Below are 21,807 nucleotides of genomic sequence, written 5' to 3'. Positions count from 1 at the left end.
GGAACGGCGTGCGGGGTCAGAACGGGTAACCGCGCGGCGGCTCGCTGCTGGTGAGCGTGTGCCAGCGGGTGAAGGCCTCCAGGCTCGCCCGGCCGCCGAACCCGGAGGCGTTGCCGGAGGCGCCGACGCCCCCGAAGGGCAGCCGGGGGTCGTGGCCGACGGTCTGGTCGCCGACGTGGACGACGCCGCAGCGGATCCGGCGGGCCAGCGCCCGGCCGCGCGCGGCGTCGGAGGTGTAGACGGCGGCGGTCAGCCCGTGGTCGGAGGCGTTGGCCAGGGCCACCGCCTCGCCGTCGTCGGCGAAGGCCGTGACGGTGGCGACCGGGCCGAAGACCTCGGTCCTGAAGATGTCCATCCGCGGGGTGACGTCGGCCAGGACGGTCGGCGGGAAGTACGGCCCCGTGGCCCGGCCCCCGGTGACCAGCCGGGCGCCCTGGGCGACCGCGTTCTCCACGGCGGCGGCGATCGAGGTGAGCTGCCGCTGGTCGATGACCGGCCCGATCTGCGCGTCCTCGCGGTACGGGTCGCCGATCCGCAGCGCCCGCGCGTGCCGGGCGAGCGCCGCGGTGTACTCCGCGGCCACGTCGCGCTGGACGAGGTGGCGGCGGGCGGCCATGCAGATCTGGCCCTGGTGCAGGAAGGAGCCCCAGGAGCCGGCGGAGGCGGCCTGTTCGAGGTCGGCGTCCGGCAGGACGACGAAGGCGTTCTGCCCGCCGAGTTCGAGCACCACCCGCTTCAGCAGGCGGCCGCAGGCCGCGCCGATCTCCCGGCCGGCCTCGGTGGAGCCGGTGAACGAGACCATGGCCACGTCCGGCGCCTGCACCAGGGCCCGGCCGGTCACGGCGTCGCCGTGCACCACCTCCAGCACACCGGCCGGCAGTCCGGCGGCGGCGAGGACCTCGGCCAGGACGCGCCCGCCGGAGAGCGGGGTGTGCGGGTCGGGCTTGAGCAGCACGGTGTTGCCGAGCGCCAGGGCGGGGGCGACCGAGCGCAGGGCCAGCAGCAGCGGGAAGTTCCAGGGCACGATCACGCCGACGACGCCCAGCGGGACCCGCCGCACCTCGCTCCGCCGGGCGGGGTCGGAGCCGGGGCCGTGCGGGGCCTCGGGCTCGCGGGCCAGCTCCGCGGCGTGCCGCAGCTCCCCGGCGCCCGCGTGGACCTCGTAGAAGGCCTTGCCGGGAATCGCCCCGCCCTCACGGACCAGCAGGTCCTGGACCTCCTGGGCGCGTTCGACGAGCACATCGGCGGCGCGCTCCAGCACCGCGGCCCGGTCAGCGGCCGGCAGCGCCGCCCAGCCCGGCGCGGCGGCCGCCGCCCGGCGGGCGGCCGAGGCCACGGCACCGGGGCCGGCGAGCGGGACGCCGCCCAGTTCCTCGCCGGTGATGATCTCGCGGCTGACCAGCAGCCCGGTCTCGGTCGCTGTGCTCACCTGCGTACCTCGGTCTCGTCGTCGGTGGGGGCGGCGGGGTGCTCGCGGCGGGTCAGCACCGCGAAGGCGGTGACCCGGCCGGCGCCGGCGGTGACGGTCACGTTGACGTCGCCGCTGAGCACGGTCTCGGCGAAGCGGGCGAGTTCGCCCTTGAACAGCAGGGTCCAGGGCCCGCCCTCGGGGCCCCGTACGTCGATGTCGCCCCAGCGGCCGCCCACCCTGGGCGGCGCGGCCAGGGCGCGGAGCGCGGCCTGCCGCAGCGACCAGCCGACCGGGCAGGCGCCGCCGGCCGGCAGCCGCAGCGCCTCGGGGCCGTGCCAGGCCACCAGTCTGCGGAAGGTGTCCACGTGGACGTCGCAACTGCCCACCCGGACCACGGTCCTGGTCCGCCCGGCCGGCCGCGCCGCTCCCTCAGGCACGGACCGGCCGCCCTTCGGCCAGCATGTGCTCGACCATCGTGACGAGGTTTCCGGCGGTCAGCCGTTCCAGCATCCGGTCGAGGGTGAGTTTCCCCGCCCAGACCTCCGGATCGAGTTGCGGCATGACGACCGCCAGCCTTTCCAGACCGCGCCGGGCGATGGTTCCGTTCGCGTCGCAGAATTCCTCGTCCGGGACGTCGCCTTGGAGGTACCGGCCGCATTTCTCGACGGAGAGCACCACCGGGACGCAGCATTCGATCCGGAAGAACACGTCGAGCAGGTCGAGCGATTCCAGGCCGAGGTCGGCGGCGAAGGCGAGATCGGGGTGGTACTTCTCCGGTTCGATTCCCGTCGCCTCGACGACGACGGACCGCACCAATTCCTCGACGTCATAGCGAGGCATGCGCATCACTCCCATCCGGTGGCTCGGCCGGCCGCGGCTTCGGGGCCGTCCCCCACCAGATCCACCGGCCGCCCCGGACCGGACACGTCCCCCGCCGGGCACCGCCCGCAGGGCGACGCCGCGGACGGCGGCACGGGCTCGCCCTCCTCGGCCGCGGCCAGCGCGCGGCGCAGTCTGCGCAGGCAGCGGGTGCGGATGGGGCCGACCGAGCCCAGCGACATCGACAGCGCCGAGGAGATCTCCTCGTACGAGGCCGGCGGGTCCTCCAGGGCCATCAGCAGCACGCCGCGGCACTGGTCCGACAGGCCGTCGATGGCCCGCAGGACCTCCTTCTTGCGGTGCGCCCGCAGGGTGATCTGCTCGGGGCTCTCGTGGTGGCCGGACAGCACCTCGAGGGTTTCGCTGTCCCCCACCATGACGAGCCGCTTCCCCCGTGTGACCACTTTGAGGGATTCACGCCTCGCCACGGTGGCGAGCCAGTCACCGATCCGGTCCGGGTCGCGGATGCGGTCCACGTTCTGCACCAGCCGGAACCAGGTGAGCTGCCGTACGTCCTCGGCGTCCACGTCGTTCATCCGGTGGCTCCGGATGACGGACCAGACGAGCCGGCCGAATCGCTCGACCATTTCGTCCCAGGCCGTTTGTTCCCCTCGCACACACCCCGCCAGAAGCTCCGCATTCCCCTTCCGGGTCATTGGGATTCCTCCGTCCGGAAATCGCCGGTCCTTCGACGGGTGCGTATTCCATGCAACCCGGCGCGGGGGTTTTCGGGCAAGCCGCGGCCGCTGTCAGCAAGCGGTCCGGCCGCACCTGGACAGCGGCGCGCGGGGCGCCGTGTCCGGGCCGGGTGCGTACGTACGTCAGGCGGCCGAGGCCGCGGGGGCCGGGGCCGTGTCGGGCTCGGGTCCGGCGGTGCGCTCGCGGGCCGAGACGCCGAGGCTGACCACGGCGCAGACGGCCGCGAGGGCGGCGGTGAGGTACCAGTTGAGCCCGGGGACACCGGTGTTGCGGGCCAGGTCGAACAGGGCGCCCGCGACCAGCGTGCCGGCCATGTTGCCGAAGCTGCGGAAGAAGTGCATGGCGCCCATCGCCCGCGCCAGCCGGTCCGCCGGGATCCGCCTGGTGACCCACAGGTCGAACGAGGGCGTGAAGAGGATGTCCCCGAAGACCACCACGAAGCAGCCGGCCACGACCCACAGCACGTTCCGACCCGCGCCGAACATGACGAACGCCAGCGCCATCGCGCCGAACGCGACCGCCATGACCTGCCCCGGACGGAAGTGCTTGATCATGAACCGGAAGGCCGGGTACTGCAGCGCCATCAGCGTGATGCCGCTGATCCAGAACGGCGCCGAGACGGGCAGCCCCTTGACGTACTCCGCCATGAACAGCGGCATGCCGACCAGGAAGCTGATGGACATGATCCAGAACAGGCTGGACAGGAAGAAGTAGCGCGTGCCCGCGCCCGCCTTCAGGCCCTTCAGGACCGCGAAGTTGACCAGCGGGGTCGCCGCGGCGGCCGCCCGGTCCCGCTCCCCGTCGCGCGGGATGACGAAGACCGCGGCCAGGCAGTAGCCCGCGAAGAGCGCGAAGACCACCCCGAACAGCACCCGCATGTCGGCCCACAGGAACAGGCCGCCGACGACCGCGCCGGCGATGACACCGGTCTGGCAGGCCATCTGGAAGTACGAGAAGGCCTTGGTGCGGTGCTCCTCGGGCAGCGCGCCGAGGATGTTCTTCAGGCCCGGGAAGGACATGCCCGACCCGAAGCCGACGAAGAAGGCGCACAGGCCGTACGCCACGAGCCCGTCCGCGAAGCCCATCAGGCCGAGCGCGACGGCCTCCAGGGCGATGCCCGCGACGACGCTGCCGCGGGTGCCGAGGCGGACGCCCAGTCCCTCGTAGAAGAACGTGGACGACAGCCGGCCCACGTAGGTCAGGAACATCACGAACCCGGCCCAGAAACCGCTGTACTCGACCCCCAGGGTGGAGACGAGGTGCGGGAAGTAGATGTAGTTGCCGACGTGCGCCAGCGCGATGCCGACGCAGACACCGGCGAGCGTCCTTTTCGCCGTTGCGTTCACGAGTCCGACCTCTCGTCGTGGTGCAGGGCGACCTTCCCTCCTGTGGGAGTCGCCCGCAGGGACCTGATCTCCTGCGCCACGGCCTGGCGGTCGACGACCACGCCTGCCGCGACGGTGAGTTCCGGCAGGGCGGACGGCGGTTCGCCCTTGGCGGCCGCCGGCAGCAGGTTGAAGGTCGCGGGGGCGCCTTCGTGAAGAAGATCCGGCGAGGGTGCCGAGCCGGACACCTCGTCGAAGAAGAGCCGGTTGTCGACGGTGGCGGCGCGCAGCAGGTCGTGCCGCAGCGCGGCCCGCTCGCCCGGGTCGTCGCCGGCGAGCCGGTCCAGCTCCCCGAGCAGGCTGTAGCCGTGGAAGGCGCCGGTGTTGCCGCAGTCGGTGCCGACGAGCATGCGGCGGCGGGACAGGGCCGCGAGGCTGTTGGCGCGCATGGCGGCGAGCGCGGCGGTACGGGTGTCCTGGCAGCCGAAGCGGATGCCGAAGGGCTCCTCGACGCCGGCGGCGAAGTCGAGGTTGGCCGGGTCCTGGGTCTCGCGGAAGCCGGGCCTGCCGTACTCGCGCAGGAAGTCCTCCCGGTCCATGACCATCGGGTACAGCCCGCCGAGGGTGGAGACGAAGCGCGCCCCCTCCAGGTCCCGCCAGTCCTGCGGCGTCAGTTCCAGGTCGCGCACGGGGTGGGCGAAGAGCCGGAAGCCGTAGCCGTACGCCTGCAGGACCTCCGCGCGGGTGTTGCAGTCGAGGATCGCGGGCAGGCCGTGCGCCCCGACCACCCGGGCGACGTGCTCCAGGACGGGCCCCGGCAGCCGGGAGAAGCGCCGGTCCGTGCCGGGCTGTTCGGTGCCGTCGGTGAACATGACCTTGAGGAAGGTCGCGCCGCGTGCCCGGTTCGCGGTGATCAGCGGCTCCAGGTCGTCGCCGGTGCCGAGCATGAAGACCGGCGCGGGGAACTCCACGCCGTGCCCGGTCAGCCCCTCGCCGTCGCGCATGGACGTGGCCGCGTAGCCGCAGTGCGCCAGCCGCGGGTACGGCACCGGGGAGGTGGCGCGACCGGCCTCCCAGGCGTCGGCGACCAGCGGGAAGCCGAACATGTCGACGACGTGCGTGACACCGTGGAAGAGGTACGACAGGGCGGAGATCCGCGCGTCGTCGAGGGAGTCGTCGAAGTTGGCGGGCAGCGCCAGGTGCGCGTGCGCCTCGACGAAGCCCGGCCACAGCTCCGGCTCGCCGCCGGCCCGGACGTCCCGGTCGGCGACCGCCTCGATCCGGGTGAAGACCCCCTCCGCGACCTCCACGTCGTACAGCGTCTCCGGGTCGAGGAGGGGGACGGCGACGCGCCGGAGCGCGCTCACCGGGCGACCTGGACGCAGAGGTCGACGGCGATCCGGTCCAGCGCCGACTCGCAGCGGCCCCGGGCCTCCTCACGGCCGGCGCCGGTGAAGATCACGTGGCCCAGCCAGTCGAAGTTGCTCTTCGACAGCCGCGCGACCGTGGTACCGGGAGCGCGGTAGGTCAGGGCCTCCACGAAGCCCGGCCGCTCGTTGAGGGCGGTGAAGTCCGCCGTGCGCAGGACGCCCTCGACCGGCGAGCCGAACCAGCGGCCGCTCGCGGTGACCGTGCCGGGGAAGGGCAGTTCCGGGGTCTCGCCGAGCGCCTGGCGGATGACCTCCAGGTAGGGGTCCACCCCGCTGGAGATCTTCATCAGCTGCGGCACGATGCCGCCGATCAGCCGTCCGTTGACCTCGCAGAGCACCGGGCCGTCGGCCGAGAGGATGTACTCGGCGTGGATGAAGCCGAAGTCGATGCCGAGGGCGCGCAGCGCCTTCTCGTTCGTCTCGAACAGCTCGTCCTGCAGCGGGTGGCCGCGGAAGTAGGTCGCGCCCATCTCGATGAAGTACGGGAAGCCGCTCAGGCAGCGGTCGGTGATCCCGAGGTTGACGATCTCCCCGCCGGCCAGCACCACGGCCTCCACGGAGACCAGCTCGCCCTCGACGAACTCCTCGACGACGACGTCCGGGATGCGGGTGACGCCCCGCCCGTAGTCGGCGACCTGCGCCAGGTCGGCCAGGTAGGCGGCCAGGTCCTCCTCGCCGGTGAGGTGCAGGACGTGCAGGCTCGCGGTGCCGTCCGAGGGCTTGACCACGCACGGGAAGCCCACCTCGCGGATCGCGGCCTCCACCTCGTCCAGGGCGCGGGCGTGCGCGAAGCGCGGCTGGCGCACGTCGGTGCCGGCCAGGGTGAGCCGGGTACGGTGCTTGTGGCGGGCGTTGAGGGCGCCCTCCACGCTCATCCCGGGCAGGCCGAGGGCGCGGGCCACGGAGGCGGTGTGGACGGTGTGGTACTCGCTGTAGGTCGTCACGCCGTGCACCGGGCTCTGCGCGTTCACCTCCTTCGCCAGCTGCTCCAGCGCGTCGATGGAGAAGGCGGACTCGCTGGTGATCACCCGGCAGCGCGGGTGGGAGAAGGCCGGCTCGGCGAGCGGCGACGCGGCGAGGTAGAAGCCGGGGTCGGCGCTGACCAGGGTCACCTCGTGGCCCAGGGACAGGGCGTTGGCGATGCCGGCGACGCCGTTCGGATTGCACTCGACCATCAGTACGTGCATGAGAACCCCCTCGGTTGGTGCGGGATCGGATTCAGTGCGCGGAGCACGGCGGGCAGGTGGAGGCCGAGCGCGGCCATCACCTCCCCGTGGTCGCCGCCCTCGGCCGGCCAGCCGTGGCCGGCGGCCACGGAGGTGACCTCGCAGGCGGGCAGCAGCAGGGCGAGGGCCTCGGCGACGCCGCCCTCGGTGCGGTGCTCCTCGACGACGACGAAGCGGCGGTGGTGGCGGGCGAGTTCGGCGGCGGCGCGGGAGAGGTGCGCGTGGTCCAGGTACGTGAGGTGCGCGTGCGCGGTGCCGGGGCGTTCCGCGCGGGCGGCCAGCGCCAGCCGGGTCCCCTCCTCGCCGACCGAGACCAGGCACGGCTCGCCGGCGGCACCGGAGCCGTGGTGCTCCCAGGTGACGGTGCCGCCCTCCGCGACGGGCGCCCGCAGGCTCTCGTACGCGGCGTTGCGGCCGGTGCGGATGTAGTGCGGGCGGCCGGAGCGGACCGCGGCGCGCACCACGGAGCGCATCTCGGCCTCCCCGTACGGCGCGGCGATCGTCACGCCGGGGACGCTGCGCAGGACGGCCAGGTCCTCCAGGCAGTGGTGCGTCGTGCCGAACCAGGCCCCGGACACGCCCGCGTACGGGGCGAGCACGGTGACCCCGGCGCGCAGGTACCCGAGGGCCAGCTTCAGGCTCTCGGCGGCGCGCAGCGCGGCGAACGGGGCGAAGGTCGACACGAACGGCTTCCAGCCGGCGGCCGCCAGTCCGGCCGCCATGTCGACCATCGCGGCCTCGGCGATGCCCAGGTTGAAGAACCGCCCGGGGTGGGCCTGCTGGAACGGGTGCCCCTTGCCGCCCAGGTCGGCCTCCAGGCACAGCACCCGGTCGTCCTCGACGGCGAGCGCGGTCAGCTCGGCGCGGTAGGCGTCGCGCCCGGACAGCGTCATCGGATCCCCCGCCTCCCCTCGTCGGCACGCACGGCAACGCCGCCCCCGCGCCCGGGCGGCCCGGTGGGCACGCCCGGGGCGTGGCCGGCGCGGCCGCTGCCGCCTCGGGCTGCGCGCACCGCGGGTGCACCGGGCGGCCCGGACCGCCGGGGCGGGGCGTGGGGGTCTGGGCGGGGTGTGCGGGGCGTCATCGGATCAGTCGCTTCCACTTGGCGGCGCGCGCGGCGTCGATGGTCACGTAGTGCGAGGCGGCCTTGCCCTCGACGGGTGGTACGCCCTTGCCCTTGACCGTGTGGGCGACGACCGCGAGGGGCCGGGTGGCGGCCGAACGGTCGGCGGCGAAGAGGGCCGACAGGGCGGCCAGGTCGTGACCGTCGACCTCGGCGGTGTCGAAGCCGAAGGCCGCGAAGCGGTCCGCAAGGTGGGGCAGGGGCGAGATGTCGGCCACCATCCCGTCGTTCTGGCCGCCGTTGCGGTCCACGACGAGGACGAGGCCGCCGAGTCGCTGGGCGGCGGCGACCTGGCAGGTCTCCCAGACCAGGCCCTCCTGGAGTTCGCCGTCCCCCGCGACGGCGATCGCCTTGCCCGTGCCGCCCCCGAGCCGCTGGGCCAGCGCCCAGCCCGCGGCGTAGGCCACGCCGTGCCCGAGGCTGCCGGTCGGGAACAGCACGCCGGGCACCTTGGGGCCCGGGTGGCCGGTGTAGGGCCGGCCGGCCAGGCCGTAGTGCGGCGCGGGGTCCTCCGGGATCACGCCGGTGACGTGGAGCGCCGCGTACAGGCCGGCCGCGGCGTGGCCCTTGCTCAGGACGACCTGGGTGCCGTCGCCGGCCGTCGTGGCGTGGTCGAGGGCGGCGACGAGGATGTCGAGGACGGACAGGCTCCCGCCCAGGTGGCAGCCGCGGGGGCTCGCCGCCATGTCGACGACGAGTTCGCGGGCGCGGCGGGCCCGTTCGGCGAGCGCCGCGTGCGCGGTCTCCCGTACGGCGGTCGCGGGCGTCATGCCGCACCGCCGGAGGCGAACCAGTGGCGGACGGCGTCGGCGAGGACGCCGCGGGCGCGGCGGTACTCGTCGGCCGGGAGGCGTTCGGCGTCCGTGTGGTCGAGGGCGGCGTCGCCGGGCCCGTAGGCGACCATGGGGACGCCGTGCCAGGTCGTGGCGAGGGTGTTCATGTCGGAGGTGCCCTTCTTGACGACGTGCCGGGGCCGGATGCCGGCCTTGGCGAAGGCCCGGCCGAACGACGCGGCCACGGTGGTGGCGCGGCCGCCCGCGACGCCCGGGGTGGCACGGAGCACCTCGACGGCGAGTCCGTCGCCGGGGGCTTCCAGCGCGAGCGCCGCCTTGCGGACGGTGGCGAGGTCGGCGTCCGGCGGGACGCGGAAGTTGAGCGTGCCGACGGCCCGCTGGGCCTCCCGCGCGTCGTGGGTGCGGACGTCGATGAGGGCGCTGAGCGCGTCGGGCGCGTGGGCGGCGACGGCGGCGCGGATGCCGGCCACGGCGCGCAGCAGCAGGTCGGGGGCGGTGACGGCGCCCATGCCCGCGGAGTGGCCGCTGGCGGCGGTGGCCGTGAGGCGGAGCTTGAACAGACCGAAGTAGCCGAGGGTGAGGGTGCCGGAGCCGCTGGGTTCGCCGATGACGACGGCGTCCGCGGGGTAGTGGTCGCGGGCGTGGAAGGCGCCCTTGGCGGAGGAGACCTCCTCCTCGACGGCGCCGACGACGCGCAGTTGGCCGTCGCCTGGGACGTCGGCCGCGGCCAGCACCTCCAGGAAGGCCGCGAGGCTCCCCTTGGCGTCGACGGTGCCGCGGCCGGAGAGCTCGCCGTCCCGCCAGCCGGCGGGCCAGTGGTGCGGCACGGTGTCGAGGTGGCCGAGGAGCAGCAGGCGGCGCGGTCCGTCGCCGCGGGTGGCGACGAGGTTGCCCGCGGCGTCGACGTGCGCGTCGACGCCGTGGTCGGCGCACCAGTCGCGCAGGTACGCGGCGAGTTCGTGCTCGTCCCCGGAGACGGAGGGGATGCCGGCGGCGCGGCTGAGCAGGGTCAGGTCCTCCGCGGGGGGCGCCGCGCGCCAGAACCGGGTCCAGCCCGCGGGCTCCGCCAGGGTGTGCGGGCCGGTGACGGCGACGTCCCCGGTGCCGTCGAGGGCGAGTTCGGCGGCGCGGACCTTCTGCCGCATGCGGCCGCCCGCGTACCGCGCGGCCTCGCCGGCGTGGGCGTGGCGGAGCGTGGACGCCGGGTCGGCGGGGTCGGTGAGCAGCCCCGCGGTGCCGGTGACCAGGCGGAGGTGGTCGGCGTCGAGGGCGCGCGCGAGGGCGGCGGCCAGCACGTCGGCGTCCACGTTGAGGGGGGCGCCCCCGTCGCGGTCGCGCACCGGCGGCGAGACGCACACCACGTCGTACGCGTCGAGCAGCGCGCGCAGCGCCCTCGTGTCGACGTCCTCGGGGACTCCCGCCCGGTGGTCGCGGACGACCCGGCTGCGGCCCTCGGGCGTGACGGTCTTCAGCGGCCGGTTGGCGCGCCCGCCGACCAGTCCGCCGCGGGCCGCGACGGTGGTGTGGACGGTGCGTCCGAGGTCGCGCAGGCCCGCCTCGACCGCGGGCAGGGTGACCCGCTCGTAGGCGTCGACGATGTGCGTCATCTCCTCGGGCGGGCAGTAGCGCACGGTGTCGCCGCCGGCGAGCCGCAGTTCGGGCATGGCGCGCCCGATCGCGGTGTAGTGCCGCTCGATGCCGACCGCGCCGCCGGCCACGAGCAGCACGCGGGCGCCGCGCGCGACGAGGTCGGACAGCTCGTGGAGGATCGCGCCGCGGGCGAGGGTGGCGCTGCCCACCTTGACGACGTACAGGGGCCGGTACGGGTCCGTCACGGCGCCACCGCCGTCCGGGGCAGGCCCGCGGTCTCGTCGAGTCCGCACAGCAGGTTGACGGCCTGGACGGCTTGGCCCGCGGCGCCCTTGACGAGGTTGTCCAGGGCGGCGACGGCGACGGCCTGGTCGTCCTTGACGACGACGGCGACCTCCGCGACGTTGGAGCCGACGACGGCCTTGAGCATCGGGAAGTCCTGCGGCGCCCTGGGCGCGGGGCGCACCTTGACGAAGGGGCGGCCCTTGTAGGCGCGGGCGTAGGCGCGTTTGACGTCCAGTCCGGTCGTGCCCTCGCGCAGCCGGGCGTAGCCGGTGACGAGGATGCCGCGGGGCACGTCGAGGCTGTGGCTGGTGAAGCGCAGTTCCGGCGTGGTGCCGGTGAGGTCGGCGAGGGCCTGCCGGATCTCGGGGGCGTGCCGGTGCCCGAAGGGCTTGTGGATGCGGAAGTTGCCGGCCCGTTCCGCCGGGTGCTCGCCGCTGTCGCGTCCGCCGCCGGTGGAGCCGGTCTTGGCGTCGACGACGACCTCGGGCAGGGCGAGCCCGTCCGCGAAGAGCGGGTGCAGGGCGTAGACGGACGCGACGGCCATGCAGCCGGGCAGGTTGACGAAGCGGCTCTCGGGGAGTGCCGGGGACAGCTCGGGGATGTAGTACGCGAAGTCCTCGGCGGCCGGGTGCTCGGCGGTGCGCGGGTAGTGGGCGCGGATCTCGCCGGGGTCGCGCAGCCGGAAGTCGCCGGCGACGTTGAGGATCCGCTTGGCGTGCCCGGACAGCAGCGGCAGCAGTCCGGGCAGTGTGCCGGTGGGCAGGCAGCAGATGGCGACGTCGACGTCCGTGCCGGCGTCGGCGAGTTCCCGCAGCGGGCGCAGGGTCAGCCCGGCGGCGCGGGGGTGGTTGCGCAGCCACGGGTGGACGGCGCCGAGCGCGGCGCCCGCGGCGCGCTCGGCGGACAGGAAGGCGAGCTCCACACCGGGGTGGTCCAGCAGCAGCCGGACGACCTCTCCCCCGCTGTAGCCGCTGGCCCCGACGACGGCGACCCGGACCGTGCCGGGCGTGGTGTCAGCCAAGGCGGGCCGCCTTCTCGTAGGGGCGGCGGAAGTCGCCCTCCTGGACGAGCTTGCGGATCGCGTCGGGGCGCCGGGCCACCTTGGCGAAGGCGTCGGCGTAGCGCAGGATGCGCTCGTACTCGACCGGGGAGCGCAGTTCGCGGCAGAGCACGAGCGTGGTGTCGAGCATGTGCCGGACCACCGGGAAGTCCTGCGGGGTGTGGTCGCGCACGGCACCCGGGTTGAGCGTGAAGGGGTGGCCGCCGCCGAAGCCGGCCCGGTGGACGAAGGGCAGGTGGCAGGGGATGGGCGTGTTCTGCCACTCGCGGGCGGGCACGCCCTCGGCGACCAGCAGTTCGTGCACGGCCTCCTTGACCGCGTACGCGGGCAGGTCCGCCAGGCCGACCGCCTCGGGGTGCAGGGTGACCCGGTACATGTTGTAGGCGTGGACGTGGCCGTCCGGCACGTACGGCGGGGTGAACAGGCCGGTACCGGCCAGCGCCTCGCCGAGCAGCGCCGCGTTGCGGGCGCGGACCGCGTCGTAGTACGGGAGCCGCTGCAGCTGGCTCGCGCCGAAGGCGGCGGCGATCCAGGCCATGCCGTAGTCGATGCCGTGCCGCTCCAGGTAGTCCGCGGCCCGGTCGTGGGACTCCCGCCCGGCGAAGAAGGCGATGCCGCCCTCGCCGCCCAGCGGGAAGTTCTTGTCGGCCATGAGGCTCTGCCCCGCGGCGTCCCCGATGGAGCCGGCGACGCGGTCGCCGACGCGGGCGGAGTGGGCGTGCGAGGCGTCCTCGACCAGGGCGAGGCCGCGCCGGTCGGCGAGGGCGCGCAGCGCGGCCACGTCGGCGGGCAGGCCGTGGACGTGGACGGGCATCAGGGCGCGGGTGCGCTCGGTGACGGCCGCCTCGGCCGCGGCCGGGTCCATGCAGTACGTACGCGGGTCGACGTCGACGAAGACGGGGATCGCGTGCGCGGCGACGACGGCCTGCGCGGTGGCGATGAAGGTGAACGCCGGGACGATCACCTCGTCGCCGGGCCGCACCCCGGCACCGACCAGCGCCATGTGGAGGCTGGAGGTGCCGCTGGCGGTGGGCAGGGCGAAGGCCGCGCCCACGTAGGACCGGTAGGCCTCGGCGAAGTCGGCGACGACCTTGTCCGGGTCCTGCCGCTGGGCCAGCAGGAGGTTGAAGACGTCCTCCTTGGTGATGACCGGGAACAGGGTGCGGCGCAGGTCGCCGGGGATGATCGCCTCGCCGCCGAGGGCGGCCAGTTCGGCGGTCACGTCGCCGGGTCGCGGCAGCGGCAGGGGGGCCGCGGGGAAGTCGGTGATCATGAGTCAGCTCCCGGGAGGGCCGGCCGGGCGGCCTGGGTGAGGGCCATCCGGACGCAGGCGGCGACGAGCGGGCTCAGCCGGTAGTTGAACTGCACGCCGGGTACCAGCCGCGGGTCGGCCTCCTCCTGCGTCCACATGGTGCGCAGGTCGTACGCGCCGAAGATCTTGAGGCGTTCGGCGCGCGCCCACACGGCGGGGTCGTCGGTGAGGACCGCGGCGGCCGGGCCGAAGCCGAGGCCGGTGAGGTCGGCGACGAGCACCGGCGCGGTGCCCGCGGCGGCCAGCCGGGTCAGGTCGTGGGCGTTGCCCGGGTCGAGTGCGACCAGGTCGTACGGGGCCGGGCCCGGGGCGGCGGCGTCGGCGGCGACGCCCAGCCAGTCCAGGAACGCGCGTTCCCGGTCGCCGGCGCCGGGCCGGGCGGCGACCCGGTCGCCGTGGCCGATGCCCTGGCCGGCGAGCGCCCCGTGCAGGGCGCCGCTGCGGCTGTTGAACAGCGCCGCCCTGGCCCGGCCGGTGCGCTTGGTGAGCAACCGCTCCAGGCCGGGCAGTTCCCGGTCGCTCTTCTCGATGCTCATCACGACGCCCGAGGTGAGGACCCGGGTGAGCACCGTGGCGGTGTCGAACGCTTCCATGGGTGGGGTTCTCCTCCGTCTGCCGGCTACGCGGCGGGGGCGGCGGACTCGGGCCGGTAGGTCTCGGCGACGTAGTCCGCGAGGTGGCCGGCCACGTCCACGCCGTGCTTGGCGGAGGAGCGGGCGAACTCGGGGTTCGCGTTGACCTCCAGGACCATCAGCTCGCCGGTGGTGCGGTCCTCGACGAGGTCGACCCCGTAGAAGCCCTCGCCGAGCACGTCCACGACCTGGCTGCAGCGCTTCTCCATCTCGCGGGTCACCGGGACCCGTACGACCTCGGCACCGAGGTGGGTGTTGGTGCGCCAGTCCGGCGAGACCCGCCGGATGGCGACGACGGGCGTGCGGCCGACGACCACGACCCGCAGGTCGTGGCCGGGCTTGTCGACGTACCGCTGGACGATGACGGGGAAGAGCTTGCCCGCGGCGTCCGCGGACTCGCGGCCGCCGATCCAGGCCTCGACGCACTCGCCGCTGGTCATCCGGGAGACGCCGCGGCCCCAGGAGCCGCTCACCGGCTTGATGACGGCGGGCAGCCCGACCTGCCCGACCGACTCCCGGACCTGCGCGTAGCTGAACGCGTGGAAGGACTCCGGGTGCGGTACGCCGTGGCGGCCGAAAAGGAGGGCCTGCAGGCCCTTGTCGTTGCAGGTCTCGATCGTCGTCGCGCGATTCAGCGCGGGCACTCCGCTGAATTCCAGCCGGCGCGCGACATTGACGGCCTCGCGGTGCGAGAGATTGCGGATGAGCGCGAGGGCGGGCGGTTTCTTGCGGCCCGTGACCAGACCCGCCAGGTCCTCCAGGAGGACCGGGCGGACGGCGAGCCCCCGTGAACGCAGCGCCTCCAGGAGGAGTTTCTCGTCGGGGCGCAGGACGGTGGCCGACAGCAGCACCTCGAACCCGGCGTCGGACCCGGTCACTCGCCCCAGTCCTCCTCGACCTCGGGCGCGAGCTCGATGCGGGCGCCGGCCTCGGACTTCTCGACGACCTCGTGCTCCTGGCCGCAGGCCGCGCACTCGGTGATCTCGCCCCTCAGCCAGTCCTGCTGGACCGGGATGTCCGTGTCGCACACCAGGCACTGGAGCGCGGCGACAGGAGCAGTCATTTCTCTTTCCTTTCCACTGAATTACCGGGCGGAAAAAGCAACTTCAGAATCCCCTGCCGACAACTCGGCGGTCCAGCCGGATCGGCGCCCTTCTCGTGATACGGCCATCGGGATTCTCAATGACGGAGCGGACCGTCCCGAACGCATGCGGACACGCGGGATTTCCCGTTCCCGCGCAATGGGGAACGGGAAATCACCGCGTGTCCGGAACGGCGTGGACGGCGCTCGCACTGCACCGCGAGCCCGGTGCACCGCGTGTTGTGCACCGCGAGCTCAGTGCACCGCGAGCCGCAGCGCGAAGCCGATGAGCAGCAGACCGGTGACCCGCTCGACGCGGGCCCGCACCCGGGGCCGGCGCAGCACCGCGCCGACCCGGTCGACCACCAGGACGTAGGCGCCGAACCAGGTCACGTACAGCACGGCGAAGACCAGGGAGAGCAGGAGCGCGCGCGGCAGGGCGCTGCCCTGGGAGGGCAGGAACTGCGGGAGGAAGGTCACGAAGAACAGCGCGACCTTCGGGTTGAGCGAGTTGGACAGGAAGCCCTGCCGCAACTGGGCCGCGCCGGCCGGCGGCGATCCGGCGTCCGAAGGCTCCGCGGGGCCGGCACGGCGGGCGGCGCGCAGGGTGGTGAAGCCCAGGTACAGCAGGTAGCCCGCGCCCGCGGTCCGCAGGATCGTGAAGGCGACCGTCGAGGCCGTCAGCAGTGCCGAGACGCCGAGCGCGGCCGAGGCGATGTGCACCCCGAGCCCGAGCACCCCGCCCACCATCGTCAGCAGGCCGCCCGTCCGCCCCGCCGCCAGGGCGTTCCTGGTGATCAGCGCCTGGTCGGGGCCGGGGATCACGATGAGGACGAGCGAGGCGGCGGCGAAGGTCAGCACGACGGCGTCCGCAGCCGGGCGGCGAGCGCGCGGAGCACGACCGCGTTGTGCTCGCGCAGGTAGAAGTGGCCGCCGGGGAAGGTGCGCACGTCCACGGGGGCCGTCGTCAGCTCCTGCCAGGCCGCCAGTTGCTCCTCGCCGACCCGGTCGTCGCGGCCGCCGAAGACGGTCACCGGGACGTCCAGCGGCGGGCGGTCCCGCCACCGGTACGTCTCCACGACCGTGTAGTCCGCGCGCAGCGGCACCGCGACCAGCGCCCGCATCTCGGGCTCGTCGAGCACCTCCCGGGGGATGCCGCCGTGCAGCCGGGAGACCTCCGCCAGCAGTTCGTCGTCCGGCAGCAGGTGCAGCCCCCGAGAGGTGCGCGGCAGGTGGGGCGCCGGGAAGCCGGACAGGACCAGCCGCTCCGGCGGCCGGTGGCCGGCCTCGCGCAGGGCGCAGGTCAGTTCGTACGCGACCAGCGCGCCGAGGCTGTGCCCGAAGAACGTGTACGGGGCGCCGAACTCCACCTGCCCGGCGAGTGCCTCGACCAGGGTCTCCATCGAGGTCAGCGGGGGCTCCCCGAACCGCGAGCCGCGTCCGGGCAGTTGTACGGCGTGCAGCTCGGCGCCGGTCAGGGTGCGCGCCCAGCGGACGTACTCGGCGGCGGAACCGCCGCCGTGAGCGAAGCAGTACAGCTTGGGGGCGCCGGGCCGGGCGGGTCCGCTGACCAGCCAGCGGGCCGAGAGTCGGGTGATCACGGCGACTGCCTCCCCAGGACGGCCGGGCGGGCGACGAGATGGGCCGCGAGGGCGTCGGCCGTCGGGTGGTCGGCGATCGCCTTGGGCGTCGTGTCGATCCCGAGCTCCTCCTCCAGCCGCCCGCACAGGTCGAGGGTGGTGGCCGAGTCGAAGCCCAGCTGGTCCAGCGGCAGTTCCGGGTCGATCTCGTGCGGCGCGACGTCCAGGAGTTCCGCCAGGAAGGCGACGATCCACTCCCGCATCTGCTCGTGCGTCATCGTGTCTCCTCCGTCAGCGGCTCGGACGGGCCGAGCAGCCCCTCCAGGTGGCCGTCGAGCGCCTCCACCGTCGTGTACTGCAGGACCGTGCCGACGGGCACGGTGATCCCGAACGCGGTCCGCAGGCCGGCGACCAGCCGGGCCGCCAGCAGCGAGTCGCCGCCCGCCTCCAGGAAGTCGTCGGCGAGGTCGGCGCTGCCGAGGCCGAGCACCTCGCGCCAGATCTCGACGAGCTTGCGCTGCCGGTCGGTGCGCGGCGGCTTCGCGGGCCGCCCGCGCGCGGCGGTGCGGGCGCCGGCCTTCGCCAGCGCCGCGCGGTCGACCTTGCCGGTGCCGCTGAGCGGCAGCTCCGGCAGGGCGAACAGCTGGGCCGGCACCATGTGGGCGGCCAGGTGACCGGCGGCGAAGTCGCGCAGCGCGTCGGGGGCGAAGCGGCCGCACCGGTCGGGGCCGCGTGCCACGAGGACGTCGAAGCCGACCGAGCCGGGGCCGCCGTCGGCGGGTGTGAGCACGGCGCTGCCGGTGAAGCCCGCGGCGTCGAGTTCGGCCGCCCACTGCGCGCGGTCGAGCAGCGGGTGGGTGGTGCGCAGCTCGGTGTCCTCGAAGGTGTCGAAGCCCTGCTGGAGCCCCATCACCAGGTCGAACCAGGGGTGGAAGGCGGTCTGCTCGACGATCAGCAGGGTCCCGCCGGGTGCGAGCAGCCCCCGCAGGGTGCGCAGCGTACGGCGTACGTGGCGGGTGTCGTGCAGCACGCTCGCTGCGACGATCAGGTCGGCGGAGTGGTCCTCGAAGCCCTGGGTCTGCGGGGGCCCGTCCAGGTCGAGCAGGTCGCAGCGCAGGAAGGGGTACCGCGCGCCCAGGACCTCGCGGGCCCGGTCGGTGAAGTAGCGGGAGATGTCGGTGAACAGGTACTCGGTGGGCGCCGTACGGCCGGCGGGCAGCAGCGGCAGCAGGTGGCGGGTGAGCGAGCCGTAGCCCGCGCCGACCTCCAGCACGCGCAGCGGCCGGTCGTCCGGCCACCCGGCGGCGAGGCGGCGCACCGCCTCGGTGGCGACGGCGTACGTCGGGCCGAAGAGCCGCTCGTAGACGCCGGGGGTGCGGTCGGAGGCGTACAGCTCGGCGGAGTGCACGCTCTGGGTCAGGACCCCGGCGACGTCCCCGGCGAGGGCGAGCATCCAGTCGGTGACGTCCTCGGGGATGCCGAGCACCTCGCGCAGCACGGTGCGGCTGCGGGCGGCGAGCGCGTCCGGGATGCCGTCCGCGGCGGGCGGGTGCGCCGCGGCGGCCCGGGCCAGCCAGCGCCCGTAGCGGGGGGCGACGCCCGCGGCGGCGTTGTCGGGCAGGCCCAGCCGGCGGAAGGCGGTGCCGGCGGCGGTCGCGTAGACCTCGTCCAGCACGTCCCAGGCGGTGCGCAACTCCTGCGGGGAGGGACCGGGGGCGGGCACCTCGGCGGCGGAGCACAGGGCCCGCCAGTCGGCCCCGGCGCGGTCGGGGTCGGCGTGCTCGGTGACGAAGAGCCCGCCGGCCCCGGCGGAGTCCCTGGCCGGGACGACGTAGCCCAGCAGCCGGGCCGCGCCCGCCTCGCCCTCGGCCTTGACCACCACCGCGCTGTCCACGCCCGGGTGCCGGGCGAGGGTCGCCTCGATCTCCCCCAGCTCCACCCGGTGCCCGTTGATCTTGACCTGGCCGTCCCTGCGGCCCAGGAACTCGATGCCGCCGTCCGGCAGGTAGCGGCCGAAGTCACCGGTCCGGTAGAGCCGTTCGCCGCTGACCGGGTGGGTGACGAAGGCGGCGGCGGTGCGCTCGGCGTCGCCCCGGTAACCGCGGGCGAGGCCGTGGCCGCCGATGTACAGCTCGCCGGCCGTCCACACCGGGCAGGGCGCGTACCGCTCGTCGAGGACGTGGAAGGTCTGGTTCCGCAGCGGTTTGCCGTACGGCACGCTCGTCGCGCCCGCCGGGACCTCCTCCACCGGGTGGAAGATCGACCAGATCGACACCTCGGTGGCGCCGCCCAGGCTGACCACCCGGGCGTCCGGCCACAGCGCCCGGATGCGGCCCGGCAGGTCGATGGGGATCCAGTCGCCGCTGAGCAGCACCAGCCGCAGGTCCCGCGGGATGTCCGCGGCGCCGTCCACGGCCTCCAGATGCTCCACCAGCATCTGCATCTGCGCGGGCACCGAGTTCCACACCGTCACCCCGTGCGCGGCCATCACCTCGGCCCAGTGCGCGGGTTCGGCCCGCTGGTCCGGCTCGGGCAGCACCAGGGCGGCGCCCGCGGCGAAGGTGCCGAACAGATCGTGCACGGACAGGTCGAAGCCGAGGTCGGCGAGGCCGAAGAGGCGGTCCGAGGGGCCGATGCCGAAGCGCTCGTTGATGTCGACGACGGTGTTGAGGGCCGCCCGGTGCTCGATCATCACGCCCTTGGGGGTGCCGGTCGAGCCCGAGGTGTAGAGGACGTACGCCAGGTCGGCGGGCTCTGCCGGGCCCTGCGGCGCGGCGGCGTCGCCGGCGGTGCCGGGGGTGCCGGCGGGCGGGCGGGTGAGGACGCGCGGCAGGCCGGCGGGCCACTCCAGCCGGGCGTCCACCCCGGTGTCCGTGACGACCGCGACCGCCCCGGCGTCGGTGAGGATGCGCTCGCGGCGCAGGGCGGGCAGTTGCGGCCCGACCGGGAGGTAGGCGCCGCCCGCCATGAGCACCCCGTAGGCCGCGGCGACCTGGGCGGGGCCCTTGTCGAGGGTGATGCCGACGGTGCGGTCGCGCAGGTCGCCGCCGGGGAGCGCGCCGGCGACGGAGGCGGCCCACGCGGCGAGTTCGCCGTACGTCACGGTGCCGCCGCCGCTGATCACGGCGGGCCGCGCGGGGTGCCGCGCGGCCCGGTCGAGCAGCGCGGAGTGCAGCAGCCCGGACGGCAGTTCACCCTCGGTGGCGTTGGCGGCCTCCCGCGCGGCGAGCTGGTGCGCGGGGAGGGTGATCACCAGCTCCTCGTCCCACGGGGAGTCGTCGGCGGCGAGCCGCGCCACGGCACCGGTGTAGGCCGCGAACATGTCGTCGAGCATGCCCTCGGGGAAGAGCTCCTCGACGGCGTCCCAGGTCAGGTCCAGGCTCCCGGTGATGTCCACGACCTGGTGGTCGAGCCAGACCTGCGGGGTCTGGCTGATCCGGTACGTGATGGAGCCGAAGTGGTCCATCGCCGACGAGACGTCCGCGGCGGTGCCCAGGCCGCTGGTGAAGACGACCGGCATCGTCTCGAAGCCGTTCTGCAGGCCGAGGCGCCGGCGTTCGCGCAGGGCCTGGAGGGCGCTGACGTGGCGGTGCCGCAGGTCCTTGCGCAGCTGCCGCTGGAGCCGGCCGACGCGCTCGGCCAGCGGGACGCCGCCGCCCGCGTCCGTCTCCAGCAGGCAGATGGACGTGAAGTCGCCGACCACCCGGCGCAGATGGGGGTGGACGCCGCGGTGCCCGGCGCCGTCCCCGGCGAGCACCAGCGGGAGCCGGTTGAAGAGGGTGAGGTTGAGGGTGAACCGGCGGGTGCCGCTCCACATCGCCAGGACCTCGGAGAACACGGTGGCCAGCAGCGCGGTCGGGGTGAGGCCGCGCTCCTCGCAGCGCCCCTGCAACCGCTTCCACTCCTCCGGCGGCAGGTGGAACTCGCGGTGCGTGAAGACCGGCTTGTGGACGGCGACCGGCGACTTCGCCAGCGGCAGGTCGGGCGGCGGGGCCAGCGTGGCGGCGCGCGCCGTCCAGTACTCCCGGGACCTGCGGTGCCGCGGCGACTCGTCGCCGCGCTCCAGGGCGAGCGCGTACTCGCGGAAGCCCACCTCGACCGGCGGCAGCTCCCGCTCCTCGTCCTGGCACAGCTGCGCCCACTCGCTGAACAGCACGGTGATGCTGGCCAGGTCGACCATGAGCAGGTCGAGGCTGACGTGCAGCCGGTCGTGGCCGGGAAGCCGGGACATGCGGATGTCGAACAGCGGCCAGTCGGCGGCGGTGTAGACGTGGTGCGACATCTGATCGCGCACCTCGGCCAGGTGCCGTTCCGCCTCCTCCGGCGGTGCGTCGCGCAGGTCGGTGCAGCGGACCTCGTACGCGGGGACCTCGGGCAGGACGCGCTGCCGGCCGTCCTGGCCGACGACGCAGCGCAGCATGCCGTGCCGCGCGACGAGCCGGGTCCAGGCGCGGGAGAGCAGCGCCGGGTCCAGGCGGCGGCCCTCCAGCTCGAAGTAGGCGTGCGGGGCGACGTTGCCGAGCACGAAGTTGGGGCCGCGGCCGACCCAGTACGCGTACTGGATCTCGGTCAGCGGGAAGGGAGCGTTGGCGTCGTCGTTCGCGGTCATCGGGGTGTCCCCTCCGGGAGGAGTTCTGCCATGGCGGAGCGCAGCCGTACCGGCAGCGGCCCCTGGTCGTCCTCGCTGGCGCGGATGGCCACGCCGAGCGCGAACCGGTCCCACACCTGGAGCACCTGCACCTGCCACAGGGGGCGCTCGGGTTCGGGGATCTCGTCGTCGACGACGGCCAGGCCGCCGTCGCGCAGGCGGTGCACGGAGAAGGCGTCGAAGCCCCGGCACATGCCCATGCCGGTGGCCTTGGTGTACGCCTCCTTGGCGACCCAGGAGTCGGCGAAGGCGTGACCGCGCTGGTCCTCGCGGTCGCGCCGCAGCACCTCGTTCTCCAGCGGGGTGAAGACCTTCGGCGCGAACTGCATCGCCTCGGGCCGGGCGGGGGTGGTCTCGGCGTCCACCCCCGCGGTGCGGCCGCGCACGACGATGGCGGCGATCAGCCCGTTGGTGTGGGTGATGTTGAAGTCCAGGCCCCAGTCGGCGCCGTCGACCACGGGCCGGCCGTACTTGCCCTTGCGGAAGCGCCACGAGTCCGGTGGCTCGTCGGTGTAGAGCGACAGGACCTGACGGGACAGCAGCCGGGCGCCGAGGAAGCGGCGCCTGGCGGCGGGGAACAGCAGCCGGTCGTGCCGGGCGCGCTCCTCGTCGGTCAGCAGTTCCAGACCGCCCGTCGCCTCGGCGAACCGGTCCACGTCCTCCTCGGCCAGCAGCCACACGTCGGCGCTGTCGGCGAGCGGGTCGGCGGACGGTACCGCGGTGTCCATGAGC

20 protein-coding genes are annotated in these 21,807 nt (G+C 74.5%); all 20 read right to left on the bottom strand.

Translation table 11 applies throughout. From position 1 onward, the window contains the following. Positions 1 to 16: 16 nt before the first annotated feature. On the bottom strand, positions 17 to 1,429 hold the full coding sequence (locus ABZ479_RS30950) for an aldehyde dehydrogenase family protein (RefSeq protein ID WP_500464651.1): 1,413 nt from the start codon (positions 1,427 to 1,429) through the stop codon (positions 17 to 19). Continuing rightward, the gene (locus ABZ479_RS30945) at positions 1,426 to 1,848 is read right to left on the bottom strand and encodes a hypothetical protein (protein ID WP_500464650.1); all 423 of its coding nucleotides are present in this window, start codon (positions 1,846 to 1,848) and stop codon (positions 1,426 to 1,428) included. The genes ABZ479_RS30950 and ABZ479_RS30945 overlap by 4 nt, the downstream gene beginning before the upstream one ends. Next, the gene (locus ABZ479_RS30940) at positions 1,841 to 2,251 is read right to left on the bottom strand and encodes an acyl carrier protein (RefSeq protein WP_500464649.1); all 411 of its coding nucleotides are present in this window, start codon (positions 2,249 to 2,251) and stop codon (positions 1,841 to 1,843) included. Before ABZ479_RS30940 ends, ABZ479_RS30945 begins: the two co-directional genes overlap by 8 nt. Before the next feature lie 5 nt (positions 2,252 to 2,256). After that, a complete protein-coding gene (locus ABZ479_RS30935; protein WP_500464648.1) occupies positions 2,257 to 2,877 on the bottom strand; it encodes a sigma-70 family RNA polymerase sigma factor in 621 nt (206 codons plus the stop codon). A 234-nt stretch (positions 2,878 to 3,111) separates the two neighbouring features. Next, positions 3,112 to 4,335 carry an MFS transporter gene (locus ABZ479_RS30930; RefSeq protein ID WP_500464647.1) on the bottom strand — a complete coding sequence of 408 codons (1,224 nt, stop codon included), beginning with the start codon at positions 4,333 to 4,335 and terminating at the stop codon, positions 3,112 to 3,114. After that, positions 4,332 to 5,681, bottom strand: coding sequence for a hydrolase (locus ABZ479_RS30925; RefSeq protein WP_500464646.1), 1,350 nt, complete (start codon positions 5,679 to 5,681; stop codon positions 4,332 to 4,334). The genes ABZ479_RS30930 and ABZ479_RS30925 overlap by 4 nt, the downstream gene beginning before the upstream one ends. Next, positions 5,678 to 6,931 (bottom strand): ATP-grasp domain-containing protein, encoded by a 1,254-nt coding sequence (locus tag ABZ479_RS30920; RefSeq protein ID WP_500464645.1) that lies wholly within the window; start codon positions 6,929 to 6,931, stop codon positions 5,678 to 5,680. Before ABZ479_RS30920 ends, ABZ479_RS30925 begins: the two co-directional genes overlap by 4 nt. Beyond that, positions 6,919 to 7,863 carry a transketolase family protein gene (locus ABZ479_RS30915; RefSeq protein ID WP_500464644.1) on the bottom strand — a complete coding sequence of 315 codons (945 nt, stop codon included), beginning with the start codon at positions 7,861 to 7,863 and terminating at the stop codon, positions 6,919 to 6,921. The genes ABZ479_RS30920 and ABZ479_RS30915 overlap by 13 nt, the downstream gene beginning before the upstream one ends. A gap of 187 nt (positions 7,864 to 8,050) precedes the next feature. After that, complete coding sequence (locus tag ABZ479_RS30910) at positions 8,051 to 8,863, bottom strand: thiamine pyrophosphate-binding protein (protein ID WP_500464643.1); 813 nt, start codon at positions 8,861 to 8,863, stop codon at positions 8,051 to 8,053. Continuing rightward, a complete protein-coding gene (locus tag ABZ479_RS30905; RefSeq protein WP_500464642.1) occupies positions 8,860 to 10,722 on the bottom strand; it encodes a M20/M25/M40 family metallo-hydrolase in 1,863 nt (620 codons plus the stop codon). The genes ABZ479_RS30910 and ABZ479_RS30905 overlap by 4 nt, the downstream gene beginning before the upstream one ends. Then, entirely contained in the window at positions 10,719 to 11,783 is a 1,065-nt protein-coding gene (gene argC, locus ABZ479_RS30900; protein ID WP_500464641.1) for an N-acetyl-gamma-glutamyl-phosphate reductase, read from the bottom strand. Before argC ends, ABZ479_RS30905 begins: the two co-directional genes overlap by 4 nt. Next, the gene (locus ABZ479_RS30895) at positions 11,776 to 13,095 is read right to left on the bottom strand and encodes a DegT/DnrJ/EryC1/StrS aminotransferase family protein (protein ID WP_500464640.1); all 1,320 of its coding nucleotides are present in this window, start codon (positions 13,093 to 13,095) and stop codon (positions 11,776 to 11,778) included. Before ABZ479_RS30895 ends, argC begins: the two co-directional genes overlap by 8 nt. Then, a complete protein-coding gene (locus ABZ479_RS30890) occupies positions 13,092 to 13,727 on the bottom strand; it encodes a degT/DnrJ/EryC1/StrS aminotransferase (protein ID WP_500464639.1) in 636 nt (211 codons plus the stop codon). The genes ABZ479_RS30895 and ABZ479_RS30890 overlap by 4 nt, the downstream gene beginning before the upstream one ends. A 26-nt stretch (positions 13,728 to 13,753) precedes the next feature. Continuing rightward, entirely contained in the window at positions 13,754 to 14,644 is an 891-nt protein-coding gene (locus ABZ479_RS30885; protein ID WP_500464638.1) for a RimK family alpha-L-glutamate ligase, read from the bottom strand. Next, complete coding sequence (locus tag ABZ479_RS30880; RefSeq protein WP_499602613.1) at positions 14,641 to 14,829, bottom strand: lysine biosynthesis protein LysW; 189 nt, start codon at positions 14,827 to 14,829, stop codon at positions 14,641 to 14,643. The genes ABZ479_RS30885 and ABZ479_RS30880 overlap by 4 nt, the downstream gene beginning before the upstream one ends. Positions 14,830 to 15,102: 273 nt before the next feature. Then, positions 15,103 to 15,708 (bottom strand): LysE family translocator, encoded by a 606-nt coding sequence (locus tag ABZ479_RS30875; protein ID WP_500464637.1) that lies wholly within the window; start codon positions 15,706 to 15,708, stop codon positions 15,103 to 15,105. After that, positions 15,702 to 16,448, bottom strand: coding sequence for a thioesterase II family protein (locus ABZ479_RS30870; protein ID WP_500464636.1), 747 nt, complete (start codon positions 16,446 to 16,448; stop codon positions 15,702 to 15,704). Before ABZ479_RS30870 ends, ABZ479_RS30875 begins: the two co-directional genes overlap by 7 nt. Next, a complete protein-coding gene (locus tag ABZ479_RS30865) occupies positions 16,445 to 16,705 on the bottom strand; it encodes an acyl carrier protein (protein ID WP_499602618.1) in 261 nt (86 codons plus the stop codon). Before ABZ479_RS30865 ends, ABZ479_RS30870 begins: the two co-directional genes overlap by 4 nt. Next, complete coding sequence (locus tag ABZ479_RS30860) at positions 16,702 to 21,036, bottom strand: non-ribosomal peptide synthetase (RefSeq protein WP_500464635.1); 4,335 nt, start codon at positions 21,034 to 21,036, stop codon at positions 16,702 to 16,704. The genes ABZ479_RS30865 and ABZ479_RS30860 overlap by 4 nt, the downstream gene beginning before the upstream one ends. Further along, positions 21,033 to 21,803, bottom strand: a complete 771-nt coding sequence (locus ABZ479_RS30855; RefSeq protein ID WP_499602623.1) for a 4'-phosphopantetheinyl transferase family protein — start codon at positions 21,801 to 21,803, stop codon at positions 21,033 to 21,035. Before ABZ479_RS30855 ends, ABZ479_RS30860 begins: the two co-directional genes overlap by 4 nt. Positions 21,804 to 21,807: the final 4 nt, after the last annotated feature.

This window comes from Streptomyces sp. NPDC005722 (assembly GCF_040630935.1).
In the GTDB taxonomy this organism is placed as follows: domain Bacteria; phylum Actinomycetota; class Actinomycetes; order Streptomycetales; family Streptomycetaceae; genus Actinacidiphila.
This window is presented reverse-complemented; position numbering and strand designations above follow the sequence as displayed.

Bases quoted from the DNA above. Each gene is read 5' to 3' on its own strand.
- ABZ479_RS30940 (WP_500464649.1), bottom strand. From the start codon at position 2,251: ATGCCTCGCTATGACGTCGAGGAATTGGTGCGGTCCGTCGTCGTCGAG.
- ABZ479_RS30935 (WP_500464648.1), bottom strand. From the start codon at position 2,877: ATGGTCGAGCGATTCGGCCGGCTCGTCTGGTCCGTCATCCGGAGCCAC.
- ABZ479_RS30920 (WP_500464645.1), bottom strand. From the start codon at position 6,931: ATGCACGTACTGATGGTCGAGTGCAATCCGAACGGCGTCGCCGGCATC.
- ABZ479_RS30915 (WP_500464644.1), bottom strand. From the start codon at position 7,863: ATGACGCTGTCCGGGCGCGACGCCTACCGCGCCGAGCTGACCGCGCTC.
- ABZ479_RS30910 (WP_500464643.1), bottom strand. From the start codon at position 8,863: ATGACGCCCGCGACCGCCGTACGGGAGACCGCGCACGCGGCGCTCGCC.
- ABZ479_RS30895 (WP_500464640.1), bottom strand. From the start codon at position 13,095: ATGATCACCGACTTCCCCGCGGCCCCCCTGCCGCTGCCGCGACCCGGC.
- ABZ479_RS30890 (WP_500464639.1), bottom strand. From the start codon at position 13,727: ATGGAAGCGTTCGACACCGCCACGGTGCTCACCCGGGTCCTCACCTCG.
- ABZ479_RS30880 (WP_499602613.1), bottom strand. From the start codon at position 14,829: ATGACTGCTCCTGTCGCCGCGCTCCAGTGCCTGGTGTGCGACACGGAC.
- ABZ479_RS30865 (WP_499602618.1), bottom strand. From the start codon at position 16,705: ATGACGCACGAGCAGATGCGGGAGTGGATCGTCGCCTTCCTGGCGGAA.
- ABZ479_RS30860 (WP_500464635.1), bottom strand. From the start codon at position 21,036: ATGACCGCGAACGACGACGCCAACGCTCCCTTCCCGCTGACCGAGATC.
- ABZ479_RS30855 (WP_499602623.1), bottom strand. From the start codon at position 21,803: ATGGACACCGCGGTACCGTCCGCCGACCCGCTCGCCGACAGCGCCGAC.